Source organism: Bacillus pfraonensis (assembly GCF_050768835.1).
Taxonomy (GTDB): domain Bacteria; phylum Bacillota; class Bacilli; order Bacillales; family Bacillaceae_G; genus Bacillus_A; species Bacillus_A pfraonensis.
Genome location: NZ_JAHCDO010000004.1, coordinates 250618 through 271812, shown reverse-complemented (window position 1 = coordinate 271812; position 21195 = coordinate 250618). Strand labels below are relative to the sequence as shown.

The 21195-nt window shown below is 33.7% G+C and carries 23 protein-coding genes and 1 pseudogene; 17 read left to right on the top strand and 7 right to left on the bottom strand.

All coding sequences use genetic code 11. The annotated features are described in order from the left end of the window. Positions 1-54 precede the first annotated feature (54 nt). Positions 55-1254: an LL-diaminopimelate aminotransferase gene (locus KFD70_RS06075; protein WP_336451270.1), complete on the bottom strand. Its 1200-nt coding sequence runs from the start codon at positions 1252-1254 to the stop codon at positions 55-57. Between the two features lie 183 nt (positions 1255-1437). Between KFD70_RS06075 and pduL the strand changes: the two genes are divergently transcribed. After that, the gene (gene pduL, locus KFD70_RS06070; protein WP_336451269.1) at positions 1438-2007 is read left to right on the top strand and encodes a phosphate propanoyltransferase; all 570 of its coding nucleotides are present in this window, start codon (positions 1438-1440) and stop codon (positions 2005-2007) included. 32 nt (positions 2008-2039) lie between these two features. Here pduL and KFD70_RS06065 read toward each other — a convergent pair whose 3' ends face one another. Continuing rightward, positions 2040-3242 (bottom strand): MFS transporter, encoded by a 1203-nt coding sequence (locus KFD70_RS06065; protein ID WP_336451268.1) that lies wholly within the window; start codon positions 3240-3242, stop codon positions 2040-2042. A gap of 231 nt (positions 3243-3473) precedes the next feature. Between KFD70_RS06065 and KFD70_RS06060 the strand changes: the two genes are divergently transcribed. From KFD70_RS06060 to KFD70_RS06045, 4 genes are all read left to right on the top strand, one after another. Beyond that, positions 3474-4061: a hypothetical protein gene (locus KFD70_RS06060; RefSeq protein WP_336451267.1), complete on the top strand. Its 588-nt coding sequence runs from the start codon at positions 3474-3476 to the stop codon at positions 4059-4061. Between the two features lie 142 nt (positions 4062-4203). Further along, the gene (locus tag KFD70_RS06055) at positions 4204-4989 is read left to right on the top strand and encodes a class I SAM-dependent methyltransferase (protein ID WP_336451266.1); all 786 of its coding nucleotides are present in this window, start codon (positions 4204-4206) and stop codon (positions 4987-4989) included. A 68-nt stretch (positions 4990-5057) separates the two neighbouring features. Further along, positions 5058-5246, top strand: coding sequence for a YvzF family protein (locus tag KFD70_RS06050; protein WP_336451265.1), 189 nt, complete (start codon positions 5058-5060; stop codon positions 5244-5246). Between the two features lie 75 nt (positions 5247-5321). Continuing rightward, positions 5322-6287, top strand: a complete 966-nt coding sequence (locus KFD70_RS06045) for a nucleoside hydrolase (RefSeq protein ID WP_336451264.1) — start codon at positions 5322-5324, stop codon at positions 6285-6287. Positions 6288-6396: 109 nt separating this feature from the next. Here KFD70_RS06045 and KFD70_RS06040 read toward each other — a convergent pair whose 3' ends face one another. Next, positions 6397-6885 (bottom strand): DinB family protein, encoded by a 489-nt coding sequence (locus KFD70_RS06040; RefSeq protein WP_336451263.1) that lies wholly within the window; start codon positions 6883-6885, stop codon positions 6397-6399. A gap of 339 nt (positions 6886-7224) precedes the next feature. Here KFD70_RS06040 and KFD70_RS06035 point away from each other — a divergent pair, with 339 nt between their 5' ends. From KFD70_RS06035 to KFD70_RS06025, 3 genes are all read left to right on the top strand, one after another. Then, a complete protein-coding gene (locus tag KFD70_RS06035; RefSeq protein ID WP_336451262.1) occupies positions 7225-7473 on the top strand; it encodes a GlsB/YeaQ/YmgE family stress response membrane protein in 249 nt (82 codons plus the stop codon). Positions 7474-7568: 95 nt separating this feature from the next. Next, a complete protein-coding gene (locus KFD70_RS06030; RefSeq protein ID WP_017151969.1) occupies positions 7569-7964 on the top strand; it encodes a hypothetical protein in 396 nt (131 codons plus the stop codon). 225 nt (positions 7965-8189) lie between these two features. Continuing rightward, positions 8190-8873: a YjgB family protein gene (locus KFD70_RS06025; protein WP_336451406.1), complete on the top strand. Its 684-nt coding sequence runs from the start codon at positions 8190-8192 to the stop codon at positions 8871-8873. A gap of 27 nt (positions 8874-8900) precedes the next feature. On the opposite strand, the gene KFD70_RS06020 is transcribed toward KFD70_RS06025, so the two are convergent. Further along, entirely contained in the window at positions 8901-10106 is a 1206-nt protein-coding gene (locus tag KFD70_RS06020; RefSeq protein WP_336451261.1) for an MDR family MFS transporter, read from the bottom strand. Between the two features lie 48 nt (positions 10107-10154). Between KFD70_RS06020 and KFD70_RS06015 the strand changes: the two genes are divergently transcribed. From KFD70_RS06015 to KFD70_RS05995, 5 genes and pseudogenes are all read left to right on the top strand, one after another. After that, positions 10155-11945, top strand: a complete 1791-nt coding sequence (locus KFD70_RS06015; protein WP_431613011.1) for an SgrR family transcriptional regulator — start codon at positions 10155-10157, stop codon at positions 11943-11945. Between the two features lie 153 nt (positions 11946-12098). Next, positions 12099-12722: pseudogene (locus tag KFD70_RS06010) on the top strand (YhbD family protein). Positions 12723-12734: 12 nt separating this feature from the next. Continuing rightward, entirely contained in the window at positions 12735-13445 is a 711-nt protein-coding gene (locus KFD70_RS06005; RefSeq protein ID WP_336451258.1) for a polymer-forming cytoskeletal protein, read from the top strand. A 24-nt stretch (positions 13446-13469) separates the two neighbouring features. Further along, entirely contained in the window at positions 13470-14177 is a 708-nt protein-coding gene (locus KFD70_RS06000) for a cytoplasmic protein (RefSeq protein WP_431613010.1), read from the top strand. Between the two features lie 23 nt (positions 14178-14200). Then, positions 14201-15736, top strand: coding sequence for an MDR family MFS transporter (locus tag KFD70_RS05995; protein WP_431613009.1), 1536 nt, complete (start codon positions 14201-14203; stop codon positions 15734-15736). A 57-nt stretch (positions 15737-15793) separates the two neighbouring features. Here KFD70_RS05995 and KFD70_RS05990 read toward each other — a convergent pair whose 3' ends face one another. After that, complete coding sequence (locus KFD70_RS05990; RefSeq protein WP_336451255.1) at positions 15794-16114, bottom strand: hypothetical protein; 321 nt, start codon at positions 16112-16114, stop codon at positions 15794-15796. Between the two features lie 287 nt (positions 16115-16401). On the opposite strand from KFD70_RS05990, the gene KFD70_RS05985 reads away from it, so the two are divergent. After that, positions 16402-17256, top strand: a complete 855-nt coding sequence (locus tag KFD70_RS05985; RefSeq protein ID WP_336451254.1) for an alpha/beta fold hydrolase — start codon at positions 16402-16404, stop codon at positions 17254-17256. A gap of 42 nt (positions 17257-17298) precedes the next feature. After that, entirely contained in the window at positions 17299-17577 is a 279-nt protein-coding gene (locus tag KFD70_RS05980; RefSeq protein WP_336451253.1) for a hypothetical protein, read from the top strand. 77 nt (positions 17578-17654) lie between these two features. On the opposite strand, the gene KFD70_RS05975 is transcribed toward KFD70_RS05980, so the two are convergent. Beyond that, positions 17655-18086, bottom strand: coding sequence for a GNAT family N-acetyltransferase (locus KFD70_RS05975; RefSeq protein ID WP_336451252.1), 432 nt, complete (start codon positions 18084-18086; stop codon positions 17655-17657). 261 nt (positions 18087-18347) lie between these two features. Here KFD70_RS05975 and KFD70_RS05970 point away from each other — a divergent pair, with 261 nt between their 5' ends. Then, positions 18348-19208 carry a DegV family protein gene (locus KFD70_RS05970; protein ID WP_336451251.1) on the top strand — a complete coding sequence of 287 codons (861 nt, stop codon included), beginning with the start codon at positions 18348-18350 and terminating at the stop codon, positions 19206-19208. Positions 19209-19497: 289 nt separating this feature from the next. Continuing rightward, positions 19498-20415 (top strand): aminoglycoside phosphotransferase family protein, encoded by a 918-nt coding sequence (locus KFD70_RS05965; RefSeq protein ID WP_431613008.1) that lies wholly within the window; start codon positions 19498-19500, stop codon positions 20413-20415. Positions 20416-20589: 174 nt separating this feature from the next. Here the strand turns inward: KFD70_RS05965 and KFD70_RS05960 are convergent, their stop codons facing one another. Beyond that, entirely contained in the window at positions 20590-20793 is a 204-nt protein-coding gene (locus tag KFD70_RS05960; RefSeq protein WP_336451249.1) for a hypothetical protein, read from the bottom strand. Positions 20794-21195 lie beyond the last annotated feature (402 nt).

Here is a 21195-nt window from a genome sequence, read left to right as displayed (position 1 = left end):
TTTCAAAAGAAAAATGAAAATAACCCCTGCTAAAAATGGGCAGGGGATTTGTAATTAATTTTTGACTAATGCATCTGCTCTTTCAAGAGAGAAAATACCGCTATTTTTAATGTTTTCAACAACTTGTTGTAATACTTCTTTATCTTGGACAAGTGCGATGCGAACAAAACCTTCACCATGAGGTCCAAAAGCATGGCCAGGGGTTACAACAACATGCGCACGATCCATTAATGCATAAGCAAATTCTAATGAAGTCCAACCTTTTGGTATTTCGGCCCATACGAACATACTACCAGCTGGTTTATCAACATGCCATCCGAAAGAAGCGAATCCGTCAACTAACGTATCCCTACGTTCTTGGTAGATGATGCGGTTTTTTGCGCAGAAATCAGCCCCTTGACGCAAGGCAACTGATGCAGCCTTTTGAATTGGCAAGAATACGCCGTAATCTGTATTTGATTTAAATTGCGCTAGTGCACCTACAATTTCTTCATTTCCAATCATATAACCAATGCGGCTACCAGCTAAGCTATAGCTTTTGGATAGGGAATTAATTTCAACACCAACTTCTTTAGCGCCAGGAACAGATAAGAAACTGATTGGTTTCTTTCCATCGTAATAAAATTCAGCATAGGCGAAATCATGTACGACAATAATATGGTGCTGTTTTGCGAACGCAATTACTTCTTTGAAGAAATCTTCATGAGCCATTGCTGGAACTGGATTTCCAGGGAAGTTTAATATCATCATTTTTGCTTGTTTAGCAATTTCCTCAGGGATGTCTTGTAAGTTAGGTAAAAAGTCATTTTCTTTCTTTAAAGGCATGAAGTAGGGTTTTGCACCTGCCATTTGAATGCCTGTTTCATATGCTGTATAGCCAGGATCAGGTACTAAAATAAGGTCACCTGGATTTGCAAATACCATAGGTAAGTGAACAAGTCCATCTTGGGAACCCATCAATAATAAAACTTCCTTGTTTGGATCTAATGTAACATTGTGAGTGTTATCGTAATATTCAGTTACTGATTCGTGAAATTCTTGAATACCTGTTAAAGTATAACCGTAATTTTCTTTTCCGCTTGCTGTATGTATCATAGCTTCTTTTACAATATCAGCAGGAGGCATATCTGGATTGCCGATACTTAAATCAATCATTTTGTGACCTGCTGCAATTTTTTCTTTTTTATAAGCTGCTAGTTCACTAAATATAGAAGATTGAAATGCTTTCATTCTAGTTGCCAACGTATAAGTCATCAAAACCCCTCCTAAAAAACTGTGCTTTCATTTCTGTAGTTTGTATATTCTTTTATTATTCTGAAAACACATAATTATATTTTATCACTTTTGGGGCAGAATTCAAAACGTAGTTGTGTAAAAAGAAAAAGAAGGGAAAGCTAAAGATTAGGAATACTATTACATAATGAAGAGGTGTTTTAGGTGAAACAAATTCCAATTGGTGTATCAAATCGGCATATCCATCTGACAAACGAAGATTTAGAAAAACTTTTTGGGGAAGGATATGAGCTAGCGGTTGCAAAAGAACTTTCACAACCAGGAGAGTTTGCAGCAAAAGAAACAGTAACCATTAAGACTGACAAAGCAGAAATTTCAAAGGTTCGTATCCTTGGTCCTATTCGGAAATTTACGCAGGTTGAAATTTCAAAAACAGATGCACGCAAATTAGGGGTGGATGCTCCGATTCGGGCATCAGGCAATATTGACGGAACACCAGGGATTACTCTTATTGGTCCAAAGGGATCTTTAAAAATTGAAAAAGGTGTAATTATTGCTGAACGTCATATCCATATGACGTCTCAAGATGCTGAGAAATTTCAAGTGAAAGATGGACAGTATGTAAGTGTTAAAGTAGAAGGAGACAGAGGATTAGTTTTTAATCGAGTATTAATTCGTGTAAAAGATACGTACGCATTAGATATGCATATTGATACGGATGAAGCCAATAGCGGGAATGTAATAACCGGGGACTTAGGTCAACTCTTACAATAAAGGTAAAATCCATCTCAAAATTGAGATGGATTTTACATGTTTGATACTTGGGAAGTATTTTTATTCGTCTGCTTCTGTTTTGATAAGGACATAAAAATAATAAATAATGAAATAACACCGAAAATAAGCACCATATACTGTAATCCAATTGTATCTAAGAAGAAGCCTGTTCCAAGTAAGACAATTTGGAACATAACCCTTTCAAACATATTGCGGAATGAGAAAAGACGCCCATGATAACTTTTTTCAACTTTTGTTTGGAAAATTGTCGACATAATAGGGAAGAAACAGCCAACACTAAATCCAAACAGGCCAAATGATACAAGCGCCATCCATTTCACATCACTAAAGAATAGTGAGAGGTGTGCAACAGCAGTACAGAATGCAAAGAAATAAAGCAATTTTTCAGGTGAAAAATAATCAGATAAACGCTTGATTACGAAAGCACCTAACATAAAAGCTATACCTTCAATTGTATAAATAAACCCTTTAATTGTTGGATCATGTTGCATTTCGCTAATATTAATTACCATTAAATTGAAACCCGCGATAAATAAAAGGGGGATAATACTTAAAATAAGTGCACGGAATGCGACTGGAATCCCTTTTAAAATACGAAATACTTCTATAAAACTATTATCTTTCGCTGCCTTTTTACTTGATATATTAGATTTTCGATCCTCGAATTGTAGGAAAAAGGTCGAAAGGAATAATAAAGAGTAGGCAGCCATTGAAAATGCATACATATACTGTAAGCTCATTACGACCAGAAGAACACCGCCTAGGGAGGTTCCAGCAATACGAGCAATCGTTCCGATATTCATATGTACACCGTTCATCTGTAATAATTCATGCTCACGAACGATAAGCGGAATAACAGACTGCAAAGCAGGGAAATAAAAAGCTGCCGAAATTTGAATGGCGATCATAAAAACAATCATAAAGGCAATACTCTCATATTGAATAGCGAAAAACATAAAAATCACACTGATAACGCGGCCAAAGCCTGCGTAAAGGAGAACTTTCTTTTTTTCATATTGATCAATTACTCGTCCCGCCATAGGACCAACTAAAACACCGGCTAATAACCCAATAAATAAAATGACTGATTTCATAAAATCAGAAGGAACATATTTCTGCATAAATTCTAGATTGCCAAGAATCCCTAGCCATAAACCGAGTCCGGCAATAAATTCACCGATTAGAACAATCCAGACATTTCTATTACGCCACATAACAAAACCTCACAGTCTTTTAAAATAGAAAAAATCGTATATAAATCCTCCTTTTCATTCCTATATGTTAATCATTATTTTTTAGAGCCAGAGTCTATATTACGTGTTTGATAATCAAAGTTCAATCTTTTTGATTTAGATAAAAATTTGTTTTTGTAGGGCTAAAAACAAATTTTACACATTGGAAAGTAGACGAGGATAAATTTAAAATATATGAGGGGAGGCGAGTTGATGGTACAACAATTTTTCAAGAAACTGCTTGACCAATTTTTACAGGAACAAGAAGAGGAAATACTAGAAAAACTTTGTTTTTGGGTGGTTTATTATTACATAGCAGTTCCTAAATATATTGTGAATGCTAGTGGTGTTTTGGTATATATGAATCAAACACACGAAGATTATACGTATCATACAATTGAAGATTTTTTACGAGAGTATAGTGGGGGAATGAGAGGAACATTCTATGTAGGAATTGAAATATATCATATAAAATTTGAAGAAATGATTAGAGAAAAGTGCCGTGAAATGATTTATGCGTATTACTTTCCGCGTTTTATTAAGAAGCGCTCGTTATTATGTAAAGAATTGCTAAGAGAAATAGGAGTGGATAAAACAGAAATTGAATTTGGGAGTTTCTATACATCGATTTTGAATCATTGTGTAGAGGCAAAGGATTGGATTGATGAGTATGAAGAGAATGTGTTAAAGAAACTATTCGTATTGTCACTGTCCTTAATCGTACAAGCATATAGTACGAATGTACGTGAATATATGAAGCGAGAGGAAAGTCAGAAAGAAATAGAGCTATTAGTTCATTGAGTAAAAAAGGAATAGAGAGGAATTACATTGTTGTTTACACATAGAGATAAGAGACTTTTTTCAAAGTCTAGTTAAAAGAGGAGATTTGCGTATTCTTGCTGAAAAGAATATGTAAATATATGTAGAAAGAAGATGATCCAGAATGAGTAATGAAGAACTTGTAAAGACTCAGTTTGGTAGTAACGCTGAAAAGTATGTCAAAAGTCAAATTCATGCAAAAGGATCAGATTTGCAATATTTAGTTCAGCAAGTAAAAAATCGTAAAAATACTCGTCTTCTTGATATTGCTACAGGTGGTGGGCATGTAGCGAATACGCTAGCGCCATTATTCAAAAGCGTAGTCGCTCTTGATTTAACGGAAAAAATGTTGGAAAAAGCAAAAAAATTCATTCATGCTAATGGACATGATCATGTTTCATTTGTTATAGGAAATGCAGAGGATTTACCATTTTCTAATGAATCGTTTGATACAATTGTGTGTCGTATTGCAGCGCATCATTTCTCAAATCCTTCACAATTTATTTTTGAAGTACATCGCACGTTAGAAGAAAATGGGTTATTTATATTAATTGACAATGTTGCTCCTGAAAATAATGAATACGATACATTTTATAACTTTATTGAGAAAAAGCGAGATCCGAGCCATAGGCGCGCGCTGAAAAAAACAGAATGGATTTCATTATTAGAGAAAAATGGTTTGCAAATGCAATCATGCCTCACATTTGAGAAACAATTTGATTTTGATTGGTGGTGCAATATGATGGATGTACCACAGGAAATCCGTTCAAAGTTAACAGATTGCATGATGAAAACCTCCAATGAAATGAAGGAGTTTTTCAAAATACATGTTGAAAATAATAAAGTTGAATCGTTCTATACTGAGATGGCACTCTTTGTTTGCCAGAAAAGTGCAACTTTAAAAAGATAATTATCTTGCAGTCTTTCCCGAGTACGTTATACTTGTTATAGAGAAAATAGGATTGAGGAGTAGTCATAATGATTCGTGTACGTATTGAGGGAACTGAAAAAGAGATTGTTGATTTTTTGGAGAACATGCCTGAAATTACTGGATTTGAAAAAACACATACGAGGGAGCCGAGAAAAGGAAATAACCCGAAGTATGAAAACAGTAAGAATGTGTTAGCATATTTATCATATAAAAAGCTGGGAACCACCAATAAATAGGTGGTTTTTTCTTTTAAACTGTTTCACCGCCTTGTCTTTTCTACATAATAATAATAGTAGAATATGGTGAGGAGGGTGAGAGGCGTTAATAAAAAAATAATCTTTTTTGGAGATTTTGGTATCGATGATGCAGTTGCTTTAATTTATGCTGATAAAACATGTAATATTGATATCCTTGGGGTTGTGGCCGATTATGGTAACATTTCAAGAGAGATTGTAACCGAAAATGTTTATTTTTTAGAGAACTACTATGCTACGAAGGTAAAAATAATAAAAGGAGCAAGTCGGCCGATGACGGCGGAAGATCCTTTGTTTTTTCCAGAAATCCATGGAGATCACGGTTTGGGATCAATTATTCCAGCGAAAATGAGAGGGCCGGAAAGAGAAAACTTTTGCGAAGTCATTAAGCTTATTGAACAATGTCCAGAAGATATTATTATTGTGGCGACAGGACGTTTAACTTCACTTGCGACACTATTTCTTTTGTATCCAGATGTAATGGACCAAGTATGCTCTTATTATATAATGGGCGGTGCATTTTTATTTCCAGGTAATGTTACTCCTGTTTCAGAAGCTAACTTTTATGGAGACCCAATGGCTACTAATATTGTCATGAAATATGCCAAGAATGTTAGTGTTTATCCGTTAAACGTAACGCAGCGAGCACTTATTACTCCTCAAATGGTAAACGTTATTCATCAAAAAGGAACAGGGCAAGCAAAACTAATTAAGCCAATGATTGATTTTTATTATGAAAACTTTTATAAAAAAGAATACCCTGGAATTGGTGGAAGTCCGATTCATGATCTATTACCATTCATTTCATTAATCAATGATAATATCTTTGAATATAAAAAGTCTGCTATATGGATAAGTACAACAAATGATGAAACAAGAGGGCAAAGTGTAGCTGATTTTAGAGAGATTGCTGAACTGAAAAGATTTGATAATAGACCTGTACAAAGAATTGCTGTTGATTTTAATTATCAAGCGTTTAAAAGAGAATTTATGAGAACAATGTTGAAACCAGATTGTTCTTAGATGGTATATATGAATACGTGAAGAAGCAAGAACAATCTGTGTTAGAAAATACAATAGTATGCTTAATTAAAAGAGAATTATTCCCTTAAATATGTAAATATCAAGGACTTTAGTCCCAAATATCCGGTCGGTCTATCTGCATCGTTCTCATATAATCTAATATTTGTCCTGTATGAACACCTTCATGATACGCGATTCGTAGTAGCATGTCACCTAAAGAACGAATATAGCCCGTGTAGCCAAGTTCAGTTAGGTTTGAACGATCTATTTTTATATTTTCTAATTCTTCATTTGATAAAGATCTGACAAAATCAATAAACAGTTCATGGTATGGTTGTGCAAAATGGAGCTCGTCTTTAACAGATGTAAATACTTTTGCTTCAAAAGGTGATGTTATATTTTGGACATTATCTTGATTTCTTAATATTTGTAGATAAAGATATTCAACTTCTAAAACATGCCTTATCGTCTCTTTACAACTCAATGCCTCAGAATCTGGTCTCCAATCTAATCTCTCCTCAGGAATAGTTGTCCAAACTTTTATGCTTCGTCTTCTTACTTCTGATAGGTTTAATAATAACAAATCGACATTATTCAAGTTATGTTCCCCCCTGTTCATATACTCATTTTTCAGTTTACTGAATTTTAAGAAACATATCAAAATATTTATTCGTTTTGTAGGTACCTTTAGAGTGGGATTTTACATGCCACCCTAAACTCAATTTTGAATAATTAGATCAAAGAATAAAGATATGGATGATTTCTCTAAAAAAAGGGCTGTTGGCGATGGAAGTGTCACTTTAAATCGTTCGGTATAATCGTACTTCTACTATCCGCAAGTTGATAGTATAACTCAATAAAAAAGTAGCATAACTAATGGTAAGCAATAATTTTTTGTCATTATTTTTGTTTTGTAAAATTAAGGAGGTAAAATAATATGGCATTTATATGGTCTTTAATTGTCGGAGGTATTTTAGGATGGCTAGCAAGTTTAATCGTTGGTAAAGATATACCTGGTGGTGTAATTGGAAATATTATCGCTGGGATTATTGGTTCTTGGCTTGGAACATGGTTATTGGGGACGTTTGGACCGGTTATCGGAGGATATGCAATTATTCCGGCATTAATAGGTGCCATTGTTTTAATTTTTATTGTAAGCTTATTACTTCGCGCGATCCGAAAGTGAAATGAGATGGATTGCCTACAATAGTAGGCAATCCATTTTTGTATTATGTGTTCTAATCTGTTATGCTACTGTTATACAATCAGGAGGTGTCAGCATTGAAATCATTTACAGTAAACTTTCATCAAGAAGACAATGCAAAAGCAACAACAGTACATAAGTTAAGTGAAGAGGATTTTAATAAAGCAACAGAGAATGGTACTCGTCATTTATTTGATTTAGATACAAATGTCGGTTTCTTTGTATTCTTTGATGCAGAAGATGCAGAAGGAAACGAACAATACTTAATGTTGCAATATGAGGGAGATCACGAAGAACCAAGTGCTTGCTACGGATTTGATTTAAAATTATTCTATCAATTTTTAGCACTTTACTTAAATGACCTTGAATTCCAAGGTGAAACAGATGAAGAAGAGGAAGAATATGGTCCGATTCATCATTTAGCTCACTTACTTTACCATATCGTTGAAGATGGAAAGAGTATTGAAGTGTAATTACATATTTGGCGCTGCCCTATAAATAGGGCAGTTTTTTTATTTAGAATGAATTCAACAAATCTGTTTCCTATTTTTATACTTCCTTCAATATAAAACCATTTTTTGCTTATTACAATACAGCGTATTTTTGATGAGATTGTTTAGGAAACTGTTATATGATGATATTAACTTGAGTGTAATGGATTGGATGTAAGGGTGAATACGATAAGGTAGGAGGTTGAAATCATGAAAAGTTGTAAAAGAATACTCATATTGTTTTTTAGTTTGACATTGTTAACTCTAACAGCTTGTAAGAGTTCAGATGAACAGAGACTAACTACACAAACACCTGAGAAGAATTCTGAAGTGAAATCAGATTCTTTTGCTGATCAGTCAACTGAAAAGAAGAATGAAAAACCACCTTCAGATAAATCGGAAACAACAGATCCCAAACCAAAGCCACAAAATCCGTCAAATTCATCTATAGACCCTAAAAAAAGTAATCGAATTAAGAATATATTAGAACAAGCAAAACAAGGAAAAGTACCGAATGTTACATTTGCTGCACATACAGGAGATATTGAAGAAGTTGAAAAGGTATGGGGGAAAGCTGATAAAACTGAGCCAGCAGGGAAAGGTATGTATGCAACTTTTACGAATAAAAATGTTGTTATTGGATTTAATAAAGGATCTCAAATTTTTGACATTCGTTCCAATCATTCAGAGCTTCACACACTTACTTTACAAGACATCGAAAAAGTTTTAGGGAAACCTATTTCAGTTAAGGTAAATGGGAATGACAAAATATATATTTATAAAGCGAATGGCCAATTTGAATTGAAATTTGTAATTTCAAATTCTACTGGAAAAGTCGATCATATTTCTGTATTTTCTCCAGAAGATAGTATTAATAATATGGCAGGCTAGTAAAGGGAAGAAAAAAGAGCTGTTCTTTTATAAGGACAGCTCTTTTGCTTTGTTACGCTCTACGGAAGAAACAAAATAGGTTTGAATGATTCCACCGATTATTAATAAGCAGGCACAAATATAAAATAGGGTACTGCCATTTACATGACCTAATATCATTGCTCCAATAACCGGACCGCATGTTCGAGAAATGTCCCAGTGTATCCCGTAAATAGAAAAATATAATCCACGCATATGACTCGGTGCGATTCCCGAAACAAATCGGAGTAGATGATTTAAAGCAATGCTTTCACCAATTGTAAGGAAAAGCAGTGTAAAGAAGAGTGACCATAATGTTGTGGAATAGCCATAACCAATGGCAGCCAATGTATAGAAAAAATATGAAATCACGATAATTTTGGGCATTGAAAATCGTTCAGACCATTTGACAAGACCAACTTGTAGTATGATTTCCATAATTGCTCTACAAGTTGAAATGAATGCGAGAACGAATAAGAAATTTGGAAAGATATTCTCTGCAAATACGCGATAATTCGTTTCAGTTTGCGCATAGAAAAAGCTAATCGGAAGAGTAGATATCATAAGTCCAAATACGACATAATGCTTAAAAATAAATTCTTTCTTTGTTGTGACTTGTGTTGATTTTTGAGCTGTTTGAATGATTGGCGCTGTTTCGGGAAGCTGCGTCCATACGAGAATGGCATATAGCAGGAGAGTCATAGCTTGAATCATAAATAAGTATTCAGGATGACTATTATAAAAAAAGGCACTAATGAACGGACCAATTACAGCTCCGATTGCTCCTACTGATTGAAGAACAGCAAATATTTCCGCTTGTTGTTCTGGTGCAGTTAAGTCTGCAATTTGAGCACGCTGAGCAGGAATATATAAGGAGCGGCCAACACCATTCATTACATATAACAAAGCAAAGAAAGGGACTGATGTAGCAAAAACAAATCCGCCGATTGCAATTGCCTGTACGAATAATCCAAGTAACATAATTTTCTTTCTGCCGTATTTATCTGTCACACCTCCAGCAATGATTGTGAACACAATATCAGAAAGAGGTTGCAAGCCAAAGAGAAGCATCGTCAGGACGACATTTCCTTCTAAAGCTTTATTGACATGTACAATAAAAATTATCGCTAACATCGCCTCAGTCGTTCTTGTTAACAATTCACCTAGTAGTCGAATCCAAATTGGTTTGCTATAGCGTTTTATAAGAACTTTCATTTTTCATTTCCTCCTTTCTATATTGAAATCTTAAGATGGAAGTGAAAAATGAAAAAGGGTAGAATAAAAGAGGGAAAATTTTCATCTTTTAGGGGGAAAAGTATGGTTATTTTGGAGCAATATATACAGCTGTGGCTCCAGTATGGAAAAGGGAGAACAGGGGAAGAAAAAATAGAAATATCACTACAAAACATATCGGAAATGTTATTTTGTACCGATCGTAATAGTAAATTTATTATTAAAAAATTAGAAGAGCTAGGTTGGGTTTGTTGGTTTCCAGGACGCGGGAGAGGGAATCGGTCAAAGGTATCATTTCAAAAGAATCCAGCTTTCTTAATTTTAGAACATGGGAAAGAAATAACCAAACAAGGAGATGTAAGGGGTGGAAAAGCATTTGTTGAACAATATATTGTGTATTTTCCATCGTTGCAAAAACAATTCCAAACTTGGATAAATTCAATATTTGGTTATCAAATTGAAATGACTACTCAAGGTAGACAAGATGTACTTCGTTTACAAGTTGAAATGAGGCCGAAGATTTTTTTGGATCCTGTATATGCTACAATGCGTTCCGAATGTCATATGGTGAAACATATATATGACACGCTTGTATATGTGAACGAGAGTACAAACGTAATAGAACCGAGACTTGCGTTTCACTGGGAATATAATAACGATCAAAAAGTGTGGACTTTTTATTTACGTAAAGGTGTACAGTTTCATAATGGTAAACGATTTATTGCTGATGACGTTGCATATACATTGAATAGGTTTCTGAATAAGAAAGATAATCCGTATTTGTGGATGTTGCAACATGTTGAAAAAATCCATATTGTAAACGAATATATTGTGGAGATTTACTTGCATACAGAAAATAAGTTATTATTACATATTTTAGGTACAGAACAGTGTTCTATTGTAACGGAAGATGAGGAAGGAAATTTAAGTGGAACGGGGCCATTTAAACTACGAGAAAATAACGATTCTATCTTTGTATTAGAAGCACATAATTTATACTTTCGTGAACGCCCCTTTCTTGATCGAATTGAACTTTGGAATGTACCGAGAAGTATGGATGAATATGACGTTTCGATGAAATCCGAGCATAAAGGGATAGAGAGCCCTCATAAAGAACTTTCTAAAATGGAATCCAACGTAACATATGTTACGTTAAATACTAAAAAACAAGGGCCTTTACAAGATATCACATTCAGGCAAGCATTATATAAAATGATTCATAGTAACAAAATGATAGACGAGTTAGGGGGAGAACGCGGTGAGGTCGCAGATGAATTGTTGTTAGGAAATCGCACTGTTTGGAGAATAAAAGAGGATATGAATAATCTGCTACAAAAGAGCAAATATAATGGCGAAGTATTATACTTGTATACGTTTAAAGAACAAGATCATGTGGAAGATTCTAAATGGATTCAAACAGAATGTGCAAAGTACGGAATAACGATTGAAATACATTTTCTCGATGCGCAGGAATTATTACAAGTAGAAACAATTGAACAAGCAGATATGATTCATGATAGTGCTACAATTAGTGAGCAAATAGAACTAAGCTTTTTACAAATGTTTCTTGCGAAAAATAGTTTTATAAATCAACATAGCTCTTTTGATTGGAATGAACAATTCCATTCATATTTTATTGAACTTAATTTAGAAAAACGAATTACACTGTTACGCGATGTGGAGGACACATTGTTACGTAACATTCATATTATTCCTTTATATCGTAATAAACAGCACATAAGTACACATGAAAAAGTACAAAATATAATGATTAATTCTCAGGGCTGGATTGATTTTTATCATATATGGTTTAAACATTGATATATAAAGGTTCTTTCGGTATTAAATGGAGTACGAAAGGGCCTTTTTGTATGGAATAAAAGGTTGGTTTTGAACATTGTTACGCATGTTTTTATAAACGCTCATTTACAATGTAACAGTGTTATGTTGTTATCAGGAAGGAGTGTTATACAGTTGAGTACAGATTTAATTTCAAAAAAAGATTTATTGGAACTGACTGGTATTTCATACGGGCAACTATATAGGTGGAAACGAAAGAATTTAATACCAGAAGATTGGTTTATCAGGAAATCGACTTTTACAGGGCAAGAAACATTTTTTCCGAAAGAAAAGATATTAGAGCGTATTGATAAAATTCAAACGATGAAAGAAGACCTATCGCTTGATGAACTAGCAAATATGTTTTCACCAAGTGTATCTGAGATTTCTTTCATGAAAGAAGACATCATCCGAAAGGGTATTGCTTCAGAACCGGTTGTACAATTTTTTATAGAACAAATGAATAAACAGGCAGAATTTCAGTTTGCTGATATTCTTTATGTATTTATTTTAGAGGAATTGCTTCAATCTGGAGAAATTAGCTTGGAAGAAGGCAAGATGATACTGTAAGTACTTCACGAACATTATGAAATCATGAAACAAAAGAATAGCGAATTAGTTGTGGTTCGGAAGCTGGGTGTTTCTACATGTTTCTTAATTTCAAATGTAGATGATTTACTGTTTGAAAAAGGAACGAAGATAGTGGTACGTTTAGCAATCATGCAATATACAGAAGCGTTAAAATCAAAACTATTGTAGTGGGGGAAAATGATGCGATCAGAAAAATTAATTATAAATGGTTACGGTTCTTCTAATGGTGGGGAGTTTCATAAAGTACAGTTAAATGGAAAAGGGACTGTTAATGGAAATATAGATTGCGATGATTTTGAATGCAACGGGTCAGGTAATGTGAATGGTGATTTGAAAAGTGAACGTACAAGAATTAGCGGTTCTGGCAAAGTTGATGGGAAAGTAGATACTGAAAACATGCGAATCGATGGAAAAGCAACGATTACAAAAGATGTAAAGGCTAACAATTTAAAAATTGCTGGTAAAGGAACAATTGGTGGTACTTTGAAAGGTGAAGAGCTTAAAATCTGTGGGCAAGCGACGATTGACGGTAATTGCGAAGTAGATATCTTTTCGTCAGAAGGACAGTTCACAGTCGGTGGCTTACTAAGTGCAGATGAAATTGACATCGATATTCACGGTACATGTAGAGCAAAAGAAATAGGTGGTCAAACAATTAAAGTAAGGCATAGAGCGACAGCATTTAGTAGACTTTTTCAAACGGTATTTGGATCGCATTTAGAAGCTGAATTGTTAGAAGGTGACAATATTGATATTGATTACGTACAAATTCAAACCGTAAGAGGGAACAATGTTACGGTAGGGCCAAATTGCGAGATTGGACTGATTGAATATACAGGAGTTCTTCATGTGGATAAAAATGCGAAAGTAAAAGAAATTCAGCAAGTTTAATTTCTTATGGAGAGAGGAATGGCAATGGAAAAGCAAAATAGTCTCACTTTGAATGGGTCTGGTAGTTCATCTGGTGGAGCATACAATAAGGTGAAAATTCGAGGCGAAGGAACAATTTCAAATGATGTGAGCTGTAATGAATTTAAGGCATATGGAACGAGTGATGTTCGAGGTGATATGACAGCAAAGTCGTATATTGTATATGGGGATAGTGAAGTACAAGGGAGTTTACATGCGGAGTATTTGAAAGTGTATGGTAATACACAAGTTCAGCGTGATTGTCATATAAACAAAACAAAAATTCGAGGGATGCTTGAAGTGAATGGCAAGCTATCTGGAAACTTTGTAGATATTAAAGGAGGTCTTACAGTAAAAGAAGATATTGAAGTAGAAGAGCTTTTATTAGTTGGTGGTCTTGAAAATGAAGGGCTTTTAAATGCTGAAAATATTAATATCATTTTGCGTTATGAAGGAAGTAAAGTAAGAGAAATTGGTGGAAAAAAGATTACCGTACGAAAAAAAGCTAGATTTATTCCTTTCACTAGTCATACTGGTAACCTTCAAACATCAATTATTGAAGGGGATGACATTTATTTAGAACACACAGTAGCTGAAATAGTAAGAGGAAACAACGTTACAATTGGCCCTGGCTGTGAAATCAGTGTTGTAGAATATCATACGAGTTTTAATCAAAAAGGAAGATCCGTTGTAAAAGAACATAAACAAATATAGGTGTAAGAGGGAGAGCAAGAAATATGGTTGCAAAGAACAGTAAACTCGGTTTTGTAGTTGCCGGTTTATTACTAGGGATTTTAATGGCATCAATGGATAATACCATTGTTGTGACAGCGATGGGGACAATCGTTGGTGATTTAGGTGGATTAGAAAACTTTGTCTGGGTCGTATCCGCCTATATGGTAGCAGAAATGGCAGGGATGCCGATTTTCGGAAAGCTATCAGATATGTATGGTAGAAAGAGGTTTTTTATTTTCGGTTTAATTGTTTTTATGATTGGTTCGGCACTCTGTGGTACAGCAGAAAATATTACGCAGTTAGGTATTTATCGTGCGATTCAAGGTATTGGCGGAGGAGCGCTTGTTCCGATTGCATTTACAATAGTATTTGATATTTTCCCACCCGAAAAGCGCGGGAAAATGGGTGGATTATTTGGTGCAGTGTTTGGGTTATCTAGCATTTTCGGACCGTTACTTGGTGCATATATTACAGATTATATTAGTTGGCACTGGGTGTTTTACATTAACTTACCATTAGGCATTCTATCACTTATTTTTATTGTATTCTTCTATAAAGAATCACGCGTTCACCAAAAACAAAAGATTGATTGGTTTGGTGCAATTACATTAGTTGGTGCAGTCGTCTGCTTAATGTTTGCATTAGAACTTGGTGGACAGAAGTATGAATGGGATTCTACTTTTATTTTAAGTTTATTTGCAGCATTTGCTATTTTAATGATTATATTTATTTTTATTGAAAGAAAAGTGGCAGAACCTATCATATCGTTTGAAATGTTTAAACAGCGTTTATTTGGGATGAGTACAATTATCGCGTTATTTTACGGGGCTGCTTTCATGTCAGCAACTGTCTATATTCCTTTATTTATTCAAGGCGTATATGGCGGGTCCGCAACCAATTCCGGTTTATTACTATTACCAATGATGTTAGGATCAGTCGTTACAGCGCATTTAGGTGGATTTTTAACATCAAAGTTAAGCTATCGTAATATCATGATTATCTCAGCTGTTATTATGTTAGGTGGATTGTTCTTATTAAGTACATTAACACCGGAAACAAGCCGTGTATGGTTAACAATTTATATGATTATTATCGGTTTTGGCGTAGGTTTCTCATTCTCGGTATTAGGTATGGCTGCAATCCATAACTTTGGTATGAATCAACGAGGATCAGCAACTTCAACGAGTAACTTTGTTCGTTCACTAGGGATGACGCTTGGAATTACAATCTTTGGTATGATTCAAAGAACAAGTTTTCAAGACAAATTAGAAGAAGTGTTTAAAGGAATGGGAAGCGGAGTGGGTAGCAACGTGCTAGGGGATTCAAGAGCGATTCTTTCAGAAGGTGCAAGATCTCAAATTCCGCCGCAAATATTAGATAAAATTATTGAAGCCCTTTCTAGTTCTATCGTTCAGATATTTATGTGGGCATTAGTTCCAGCCGGCCTAGCATTCGTATTTATTTTCTTTATGGGGAATGAACGAATGGTATACCAGAAACAACAAGAAAAGATAAAAGCAGAGACATCAAAAGCATAGAAAATGAAAAACTCCTTTCTAGATTAGAAAGGAGTTTTTCGTATGTAACGTTATAAATTAACCTTCGATTACTTCGTATTCTTCGTCTGCTAATAATAAAATTTGAGTTTTTTTACCTTTGTTTTGTACTTCAATTACATCGTATGGACCTAGATCTCTTAATTTATTTTGAGAAACATTTACCATTACTTCAATAGAATCAATTAAAATATCTTCTTCCATATATGATTCAGGCAATGCCATATCCTCTGTATCTAATACACATGTGTATAGAATTTGTAAATGTTCAGCAGTTGGGTTTTCTTCTTGAACGTCAATAATGTCTTTTACTGTTTCCATGTGTTCTTCTTTTGCTTGATATACTTTAATTTTAGCCATTGTTTCATTCTCCTTTATAACGTAATCGTAGAGGCTACAGTTTATTATAACGTTTTTTAGTGGAAACATGAAATTGTTTCCTTTATTAAATTAAAATTGATGGGGAATGAAATTTAACTTTACCATAACAGGCTAATCAAACTTTGAATTATCTCTAAAAATAATAATTTTATTAACGTGTAGTTAAGATCCCCACTGCTTAAAGTTTTACTTTATAAACCTGTTGAAAAGGGGATTTTTATAAAAAAGAAGAAATGAAATATAAAGTAAGAATATAGGGGGGCATTATGGATACAAAAAGTGTTAGTTTTATTAAAATCAACGATTATCAATTGTATGTTAATCTTATAGGTGAAGGAGAGCCAATCGTATTTCTCCACGGAGGACCAGGAAGTGAACACCGCTTTTTTCTTCCGCATATGATTCCGTTATCAAAAGAGTTTCAGCTAGTCTTCTATGATCAAAGAGGTTGCGGGAAATCAGATCTATCGGAAAATAACCAATACTCTATGAAAAATGAAGTGGAAAATTTAGAGGCACTGCGCATACAATTCGGTTTTGAGAAAATGAACTTATTCGGAGAATCATGGGGATCTATGCTTGCTTTACTTTACGCAACTACATACCCAGAGAGAGTGAATAAAATACTGTTAACAGCTGCAATAGGTGTTACTGTTAAGGGATTAGAAAGGTTTAGTAAAGAACTGGAGAAGAGACTAACCGAGGATGATCAACGTAAACTTTCCGAATTGGAGGAGCAACTTAAAATTGGAGAATCTTCAATATATGATATTCTTCATATACTAGACCCCTATTATGTTTTCTCTCAAGAAACTTTAAAACGTAAAGAAAAAATCACATTTAGCAGCGAAGTAAATAAAACAATCGGAAAAGATATGGGAAACAACTATGATGTGACTGGAGATTTACATCATCTTTCAAACATTCCTATCCTTATTGCGCAAGGGAGTCACGATATTTTAACGCCCTCTATTATTAAAGAGTTATTTTCAGAACATATACCACACATACAATTAGTAGAAATTGAGGAATGTGGTCATTGGACAGTTGTGGAACAACCAGAAAAGATGTGTAACGTGGCATTTAACTTTATTAGAGGGAAGAAAGAGTTGATGATTTAATTATGTTATATTTATAAAAAAAGAATAAAAAGGTAGAAAGATATGTTTTTGAAAATTTCCTATTCTGATTTTGTTAATCTTATCATCTTTATTGCAGTTATTGTCGTTCTTTGGAGATTAAAGGTATGGTCCAACAAGAAATATAATGTTCCGAAAGTATTTCAATGGTTTCCTAAAAAGTGGGGGAAAAGAAAAGTTTCAGAACAATTTTTTCAATCAAAGCTTGATGCGGAAGGCAAAGGGATTTGGATTACTTATTATGCTGTTGATTTATATGTAGTTACCATTCCGTTACAAGTGAAAAAATATAATACACTTTAACAGCACTCGAACAGAAGTCTCCTTCCTCAAGCAAGTGTCAGGGAGGGGACTTCTGTCAGTCGTAACTGATTTAAATTTTATAATGCAAACAATAAAACATTTTTATCATATTCTTGCAAACACCATTTATATTTCGCCATGATAGTAGGATGAACAGGTTCTTGATCTGTATCAACTTCTTTATAACCATATTTTTTATAAAAAGTGGCAAGTTCCTCAAAAGGGATACAATAGACATGAGATGCGTTTGATTGTTTGGCTTCTTGTACTAAAAAAGAGACGAGATCTCCGGCTAATTTATTGCCTCTGTATTCGGGAAGTATGTAAATACCGCCCATTTCTATCGTATTCTGGTCAATATATACTAAACGTCCTAATCCTACATTCTCACCGTTGTATGTGATAATTGCGACTTTATCTTGTTTTAAATCACTTGGAACAAATCCCACTGACACATATTGATTATTAATCCATTCTAAGTCTTCTGATGTAGCGAATTTAATTCCCATAACTTAAGCCCCCTTAACTTTCTGATATGTTTATTATATATAGAAGAAAATGAATTGTAATGAAAATTCGGTGTTTCATTTGAATCAATATTCCTGTTATAAAAAATCATTTTAATAATGAGGTTAATTTCTGAACATTTCGAGCATAGAATATAGAATACTTTAATAACACTTTCTCTTTCTTCATTCCTGTTTTACGTATATAATTTAAAGGTAATTGTTCTTATATTAGTATACTTATAATAGAATAGAGGTTTAAAAATGAGCGTTAAAATCATTACGGATAGTGCGGCCGATTTACCAAAAGAATTGCTGCAAGCTTACGATATAGATTTAATTCCACTCCGTGTATATGATGAAGCAGAAGCAGAGTATTTAGACGGAGTAACATTAGAATCAACTCACTTGTTGCAAAAGATGAGAGAAGGCGAAGTGTATAAAACATCGCTACCTTCACTAGAAACATTTCAAGAAAAATTTGTTACATATGCAAAGCTAGGTACACCTTGTATATATTTAGCTTTTTCCTCTGAACTTTCAGGTACATATCAATCTTCAGTAGTTATTAAAGAAGAAGTGAAAGAAACATATGCAGATTTAGATTTAGAAATTATTGATACAAAATGTGCTTCACTTGGGCAAGGGCTTGTAGTAATAGAAGCTGCAAAAATGGCGAAAGAGGGCGCATCAAAAGAAGAAATTTTGAACCGAATTGCTTTTCTAACAAAACATATGGAGCATATCTTTACTGTAGCTGACCTGCAGTATCTTGTAAGAGGTGGTCGCTTAAGTAAAGTAGCTGGATTTATTGGGGGTTTATTAAACATTAAACCGATATTAAATGTAGAAGAAGGAAAGCTTGTACCACTTGAAAAAATAAGAGGTAGAAAGAAAGTTTTAGGCCGAATTGTTGATATCATGGAAGAACGCGGTAAAGAACTGAAGGGACAAACAATCGGAATCACACATGGTGATGATTTAGAAACTGCGAATGCATTAAAAGCATTAATTACTGAAAAATTTGGTTGTGAAGTATTTATTGTCAATACAATTGGAGCAGCAATCGGGGCACATACAGGGCCAGGTGTTTTAACATTGTTTTTCTTAAATGAAGTAGAGTAAAGGATTGATCTTTTGATCAATCCTTTTTGTTATACCATTTTTATCCCGCTACTTTAGGGCAGTAATACTCCCATCTCAAAATTCGGCGGGAGAAAAGAAGTTAGGTGGAAGATAAACTGCCCGTAAAGGCCCGATTGGTGAGGGCTGATTAAAGTTTCACTTTATGAAATAGAGAAGGATAAGATGATAGGATTCATTGCTAGATGAAAAGAATACACATATTTTTTTGACAGATATTGTATAAATTGTTATTCTATTTTTCTGAAATTTTCATAGAGAGAGTGAGAATATGTCATACTTGATTAACGATATAATTGATGAATTACCGTGTCTAAATGGATATTCATCTATCCGAAAAATTGAAAAGGGGTATTCATTAGATAGTAAATACATTGTCAGCGTGGGGAATAACGATTATTTTCTGCGTGTTTTAGATACAAAACAAAATGATAAGAAAGAATTAGAATTTACATTACTTAAAGAATTAGATACATTACATGTACAAACTCACAAGCCGATAGAATATAGAGTATTAAAAGATAAGCAACTATCTTTGATGGTAATGAGTTATATTGAAGGAACTCCTGTAAATGAAGTAATTGCTTATATATCTGATGAAAAGCAATATAAAATTGGAATAGCTGCAGGGGAAGAATTAAGAAAAATCCATCAATTTAAAGCTCCCAAATATATGAACTGGGAGGAAGTTCAAAAAAAGAAATTTAACTTTTATTTAAATGAGTATAAAAGAGACAACTTCCAACTTCAAAAGGAAGATAAATTAATCACGTTCATTGAGGATAACATATCTTTGTTAAAGAATAGACCAGTAACATTACTTCATGATGATTTTCATTTAGGACATATCATAGTACTTCATGATAATTATAATGGAGTAATTGATTTTAATGGATATGACTTTGGTGACCCATATCATGATTTCTATAACCTTTCATTATTTAGTAGAAGGCAAAGTATCCCTTTTTGTATTGGACAGATACAAGGTTATTTTCGATACGAACCTGACGAAACATTCTGGCGGTTGTACGCACTATATGCCGCGATGAATATATTTTCTACCATTGTATGGACTAGAAAATATGATCCTGCATCATTTAATGATGCTTTAGAAGGGATTGATTTAATAGTAAGAGACCATGATTTTTTTAATTCGAATAAGCCTATATGGTATAACTCCTTTAAATAATTTACTATTATTAAATAGGGCTTTAATTTAGTGCTGTCTTTAAAAAGAAAAGCTCAGATACATAAACTCTGAGCTTTTTATGTGCTATTTACTATGTGATTTAATATTGAGGCTGTGATTAGGAATTTTCCCCATAATAACTGAACTACTTAGGTCAAACCGCAAGTGCTTTTTTTATTCATTAATTTGTTTTTTAACGGGTAAGAAGCTTGAAAGGAAAGTAGTAAGAACTAGCCCGAAAGAAACTCTTTCAGTTGTATCAATCACTAAACCGTTATTCCACTGATAGATAAAGGATACTAGTATTAAAAGGATAACAAATCCTGCAGCATATCTTACTATTTTTCGTGCCTTTCTGTCATGTGTTCTCCAAACCATATTCATCCCTCTTTCTTATTTAATAAATATTTTTGATTGTAATAATCGATAAACTATAACTACTTGTTGCTCACATAACAACCGTTATTTTGTCTATTAAGATATTTTGATTTTTTGAATACGTAATAGATAAATCCATATGTAATAAGTTGGTGTGATGAATCGGATATTACATGTATAATATCCGATTCATCTTATTTGTGTAAAAAATAAGTGCAAGCTACTAAAGATAGGATAAAAATAACAATTGTTTCAAATTTTTTCTAGCAAGTTTATCGTATTTAAAGTATACAATGCTGCTTATGTTAATAACAAGTAGTTAAATTTTATAAAAAAATGACGAAAAAATTGGCTTTTTTACCAATTTTTTTAACAAGTGGATAGAAATTATAGAATTACAAC

Bases quoted from the DNA above. Each gene is read 5' to 3' on its own strand.
- KFD70_RS06075 (WP_336451270.1), bottom strand. From the start codon at position 1,254: ATGACTTATACGTTGGCAACTAGAATGAAAGCATTTCAATCTTCTATA.
- KFD70_RS06065 (WP_336451268.1), bottom strand. From the start codon at position 3,242: ATGTGGCGTAATAGAAATGTCTGGATTGTTCTAATCGGTGAATTTATT.
- KFD70_RS06060 (WP_336451267.1), top strand. From the start codon at position 3,474: ATGGTACAACAATTTTTCAAGAAACTGCTTGACCAATTTTTACAGGAA.
- KFD70_RS06055 (WP_336451266.1), top strand. From the start codon at position 4,204: ATGAGTAATGAAGAACTTGTAAAGACTCAGTTTGGTAGTAACGCTGAA.
- KFD70_RS06050 (WP_336451265.1), top strand. From the start codon at position 5,058: ATGATTCGTGTACGTATTGAGGGAACTGAAAAAGAGATTGTTGATTTT.
- KFD70_RS06035 (WP_336451262.1), top strand. From the start codon at position 7,225: ATGGCATTTATATGGTCTTTAATTGTCGGAGGTATTTTAGGATGGCTA.
- KFD70_RS06020 (WP_336451261.1), bottom strand. From the start codon at position 10,106: ATGAAAGTTCTTATAAAACGCTATAGCAAACCAATTTGGATTCGACTA.
- KFD70_RS06015 (WP_431613011.1), top strand. From the start codon at position 10,155: ATGAAAAAGGGTAGAATAAAAGAGGGAAAATTTTCATCTTTTAGGGGG.
- KFD70_RS06005 (WP_336451258.1), top strand. From the start codon at position 12,735: ATGCGATCAGAAAAATTAATTATAAATGGTTACGGTTCTTCTAATGGT.
- KFD70_RS06000 (WP_431613010.1), top strand. From the start codon at position 13,470: ATGGAAAAGCAAAATAGTCTCACTTTGAATGGGTCTGGTAGTTCATCT.
- KFD70_RS05995 (WP_431613009.1), top strand. From the start codon at position 14,201: ATGGTTGCAAAGAACAGTAAACTCGGTTTTGTAGTTGCCGGTTTATTA.
- KFD70_RS05990 (WP_336451255.1), bottom strand. From the start codon at position 16,114: ATGGCTAAAATTAAAGTATATCAAGCAAAAGAAGAACACATGGAAACA.
- KFD70_RS05985 (WP_336451254.1), top strand. From the start codon at position 16,402: ATGGATACAAAAAGTGTTAGTTTTATTAAAATCAACGATTATCAATTG.
- KFD70_RS05980 (WP_336451253.1), top strand. From the start codon at position 17,299: ATGTTTTTGAAAATTTCCTATTCTGATTTTGTTAATCTTATCATCTTT.
- KFD70_RS05975 (WP_336451252.1), bottom strand. From the start codon at position 18,086: ATGGGAATTAAATTCGCTACATCAGAAGACTTAGAATGGATTAATAAT.
- KFD70_RS05970 (WP_336451251.1), top strand. From the start codon at position 18,348: ATGAGCGTTAAAATCATTACGGATAGTGCGGCCGATTTACCAAAAGAA.
- KFD70_RS05965 (WP_431613008.1), top strand. From the start codon at position 19,498: ATGTCATACTTGATTAACGATATAATTGATGAATTACCGTGTCTAAAT.
- KFD70_RS05960 (WP_336451249.1), bottom strand. From the start codon at position 20,793: ATGGTTTGGAGAACACATGACAGAAAGGCACGAAAAATAGTAAGATAT.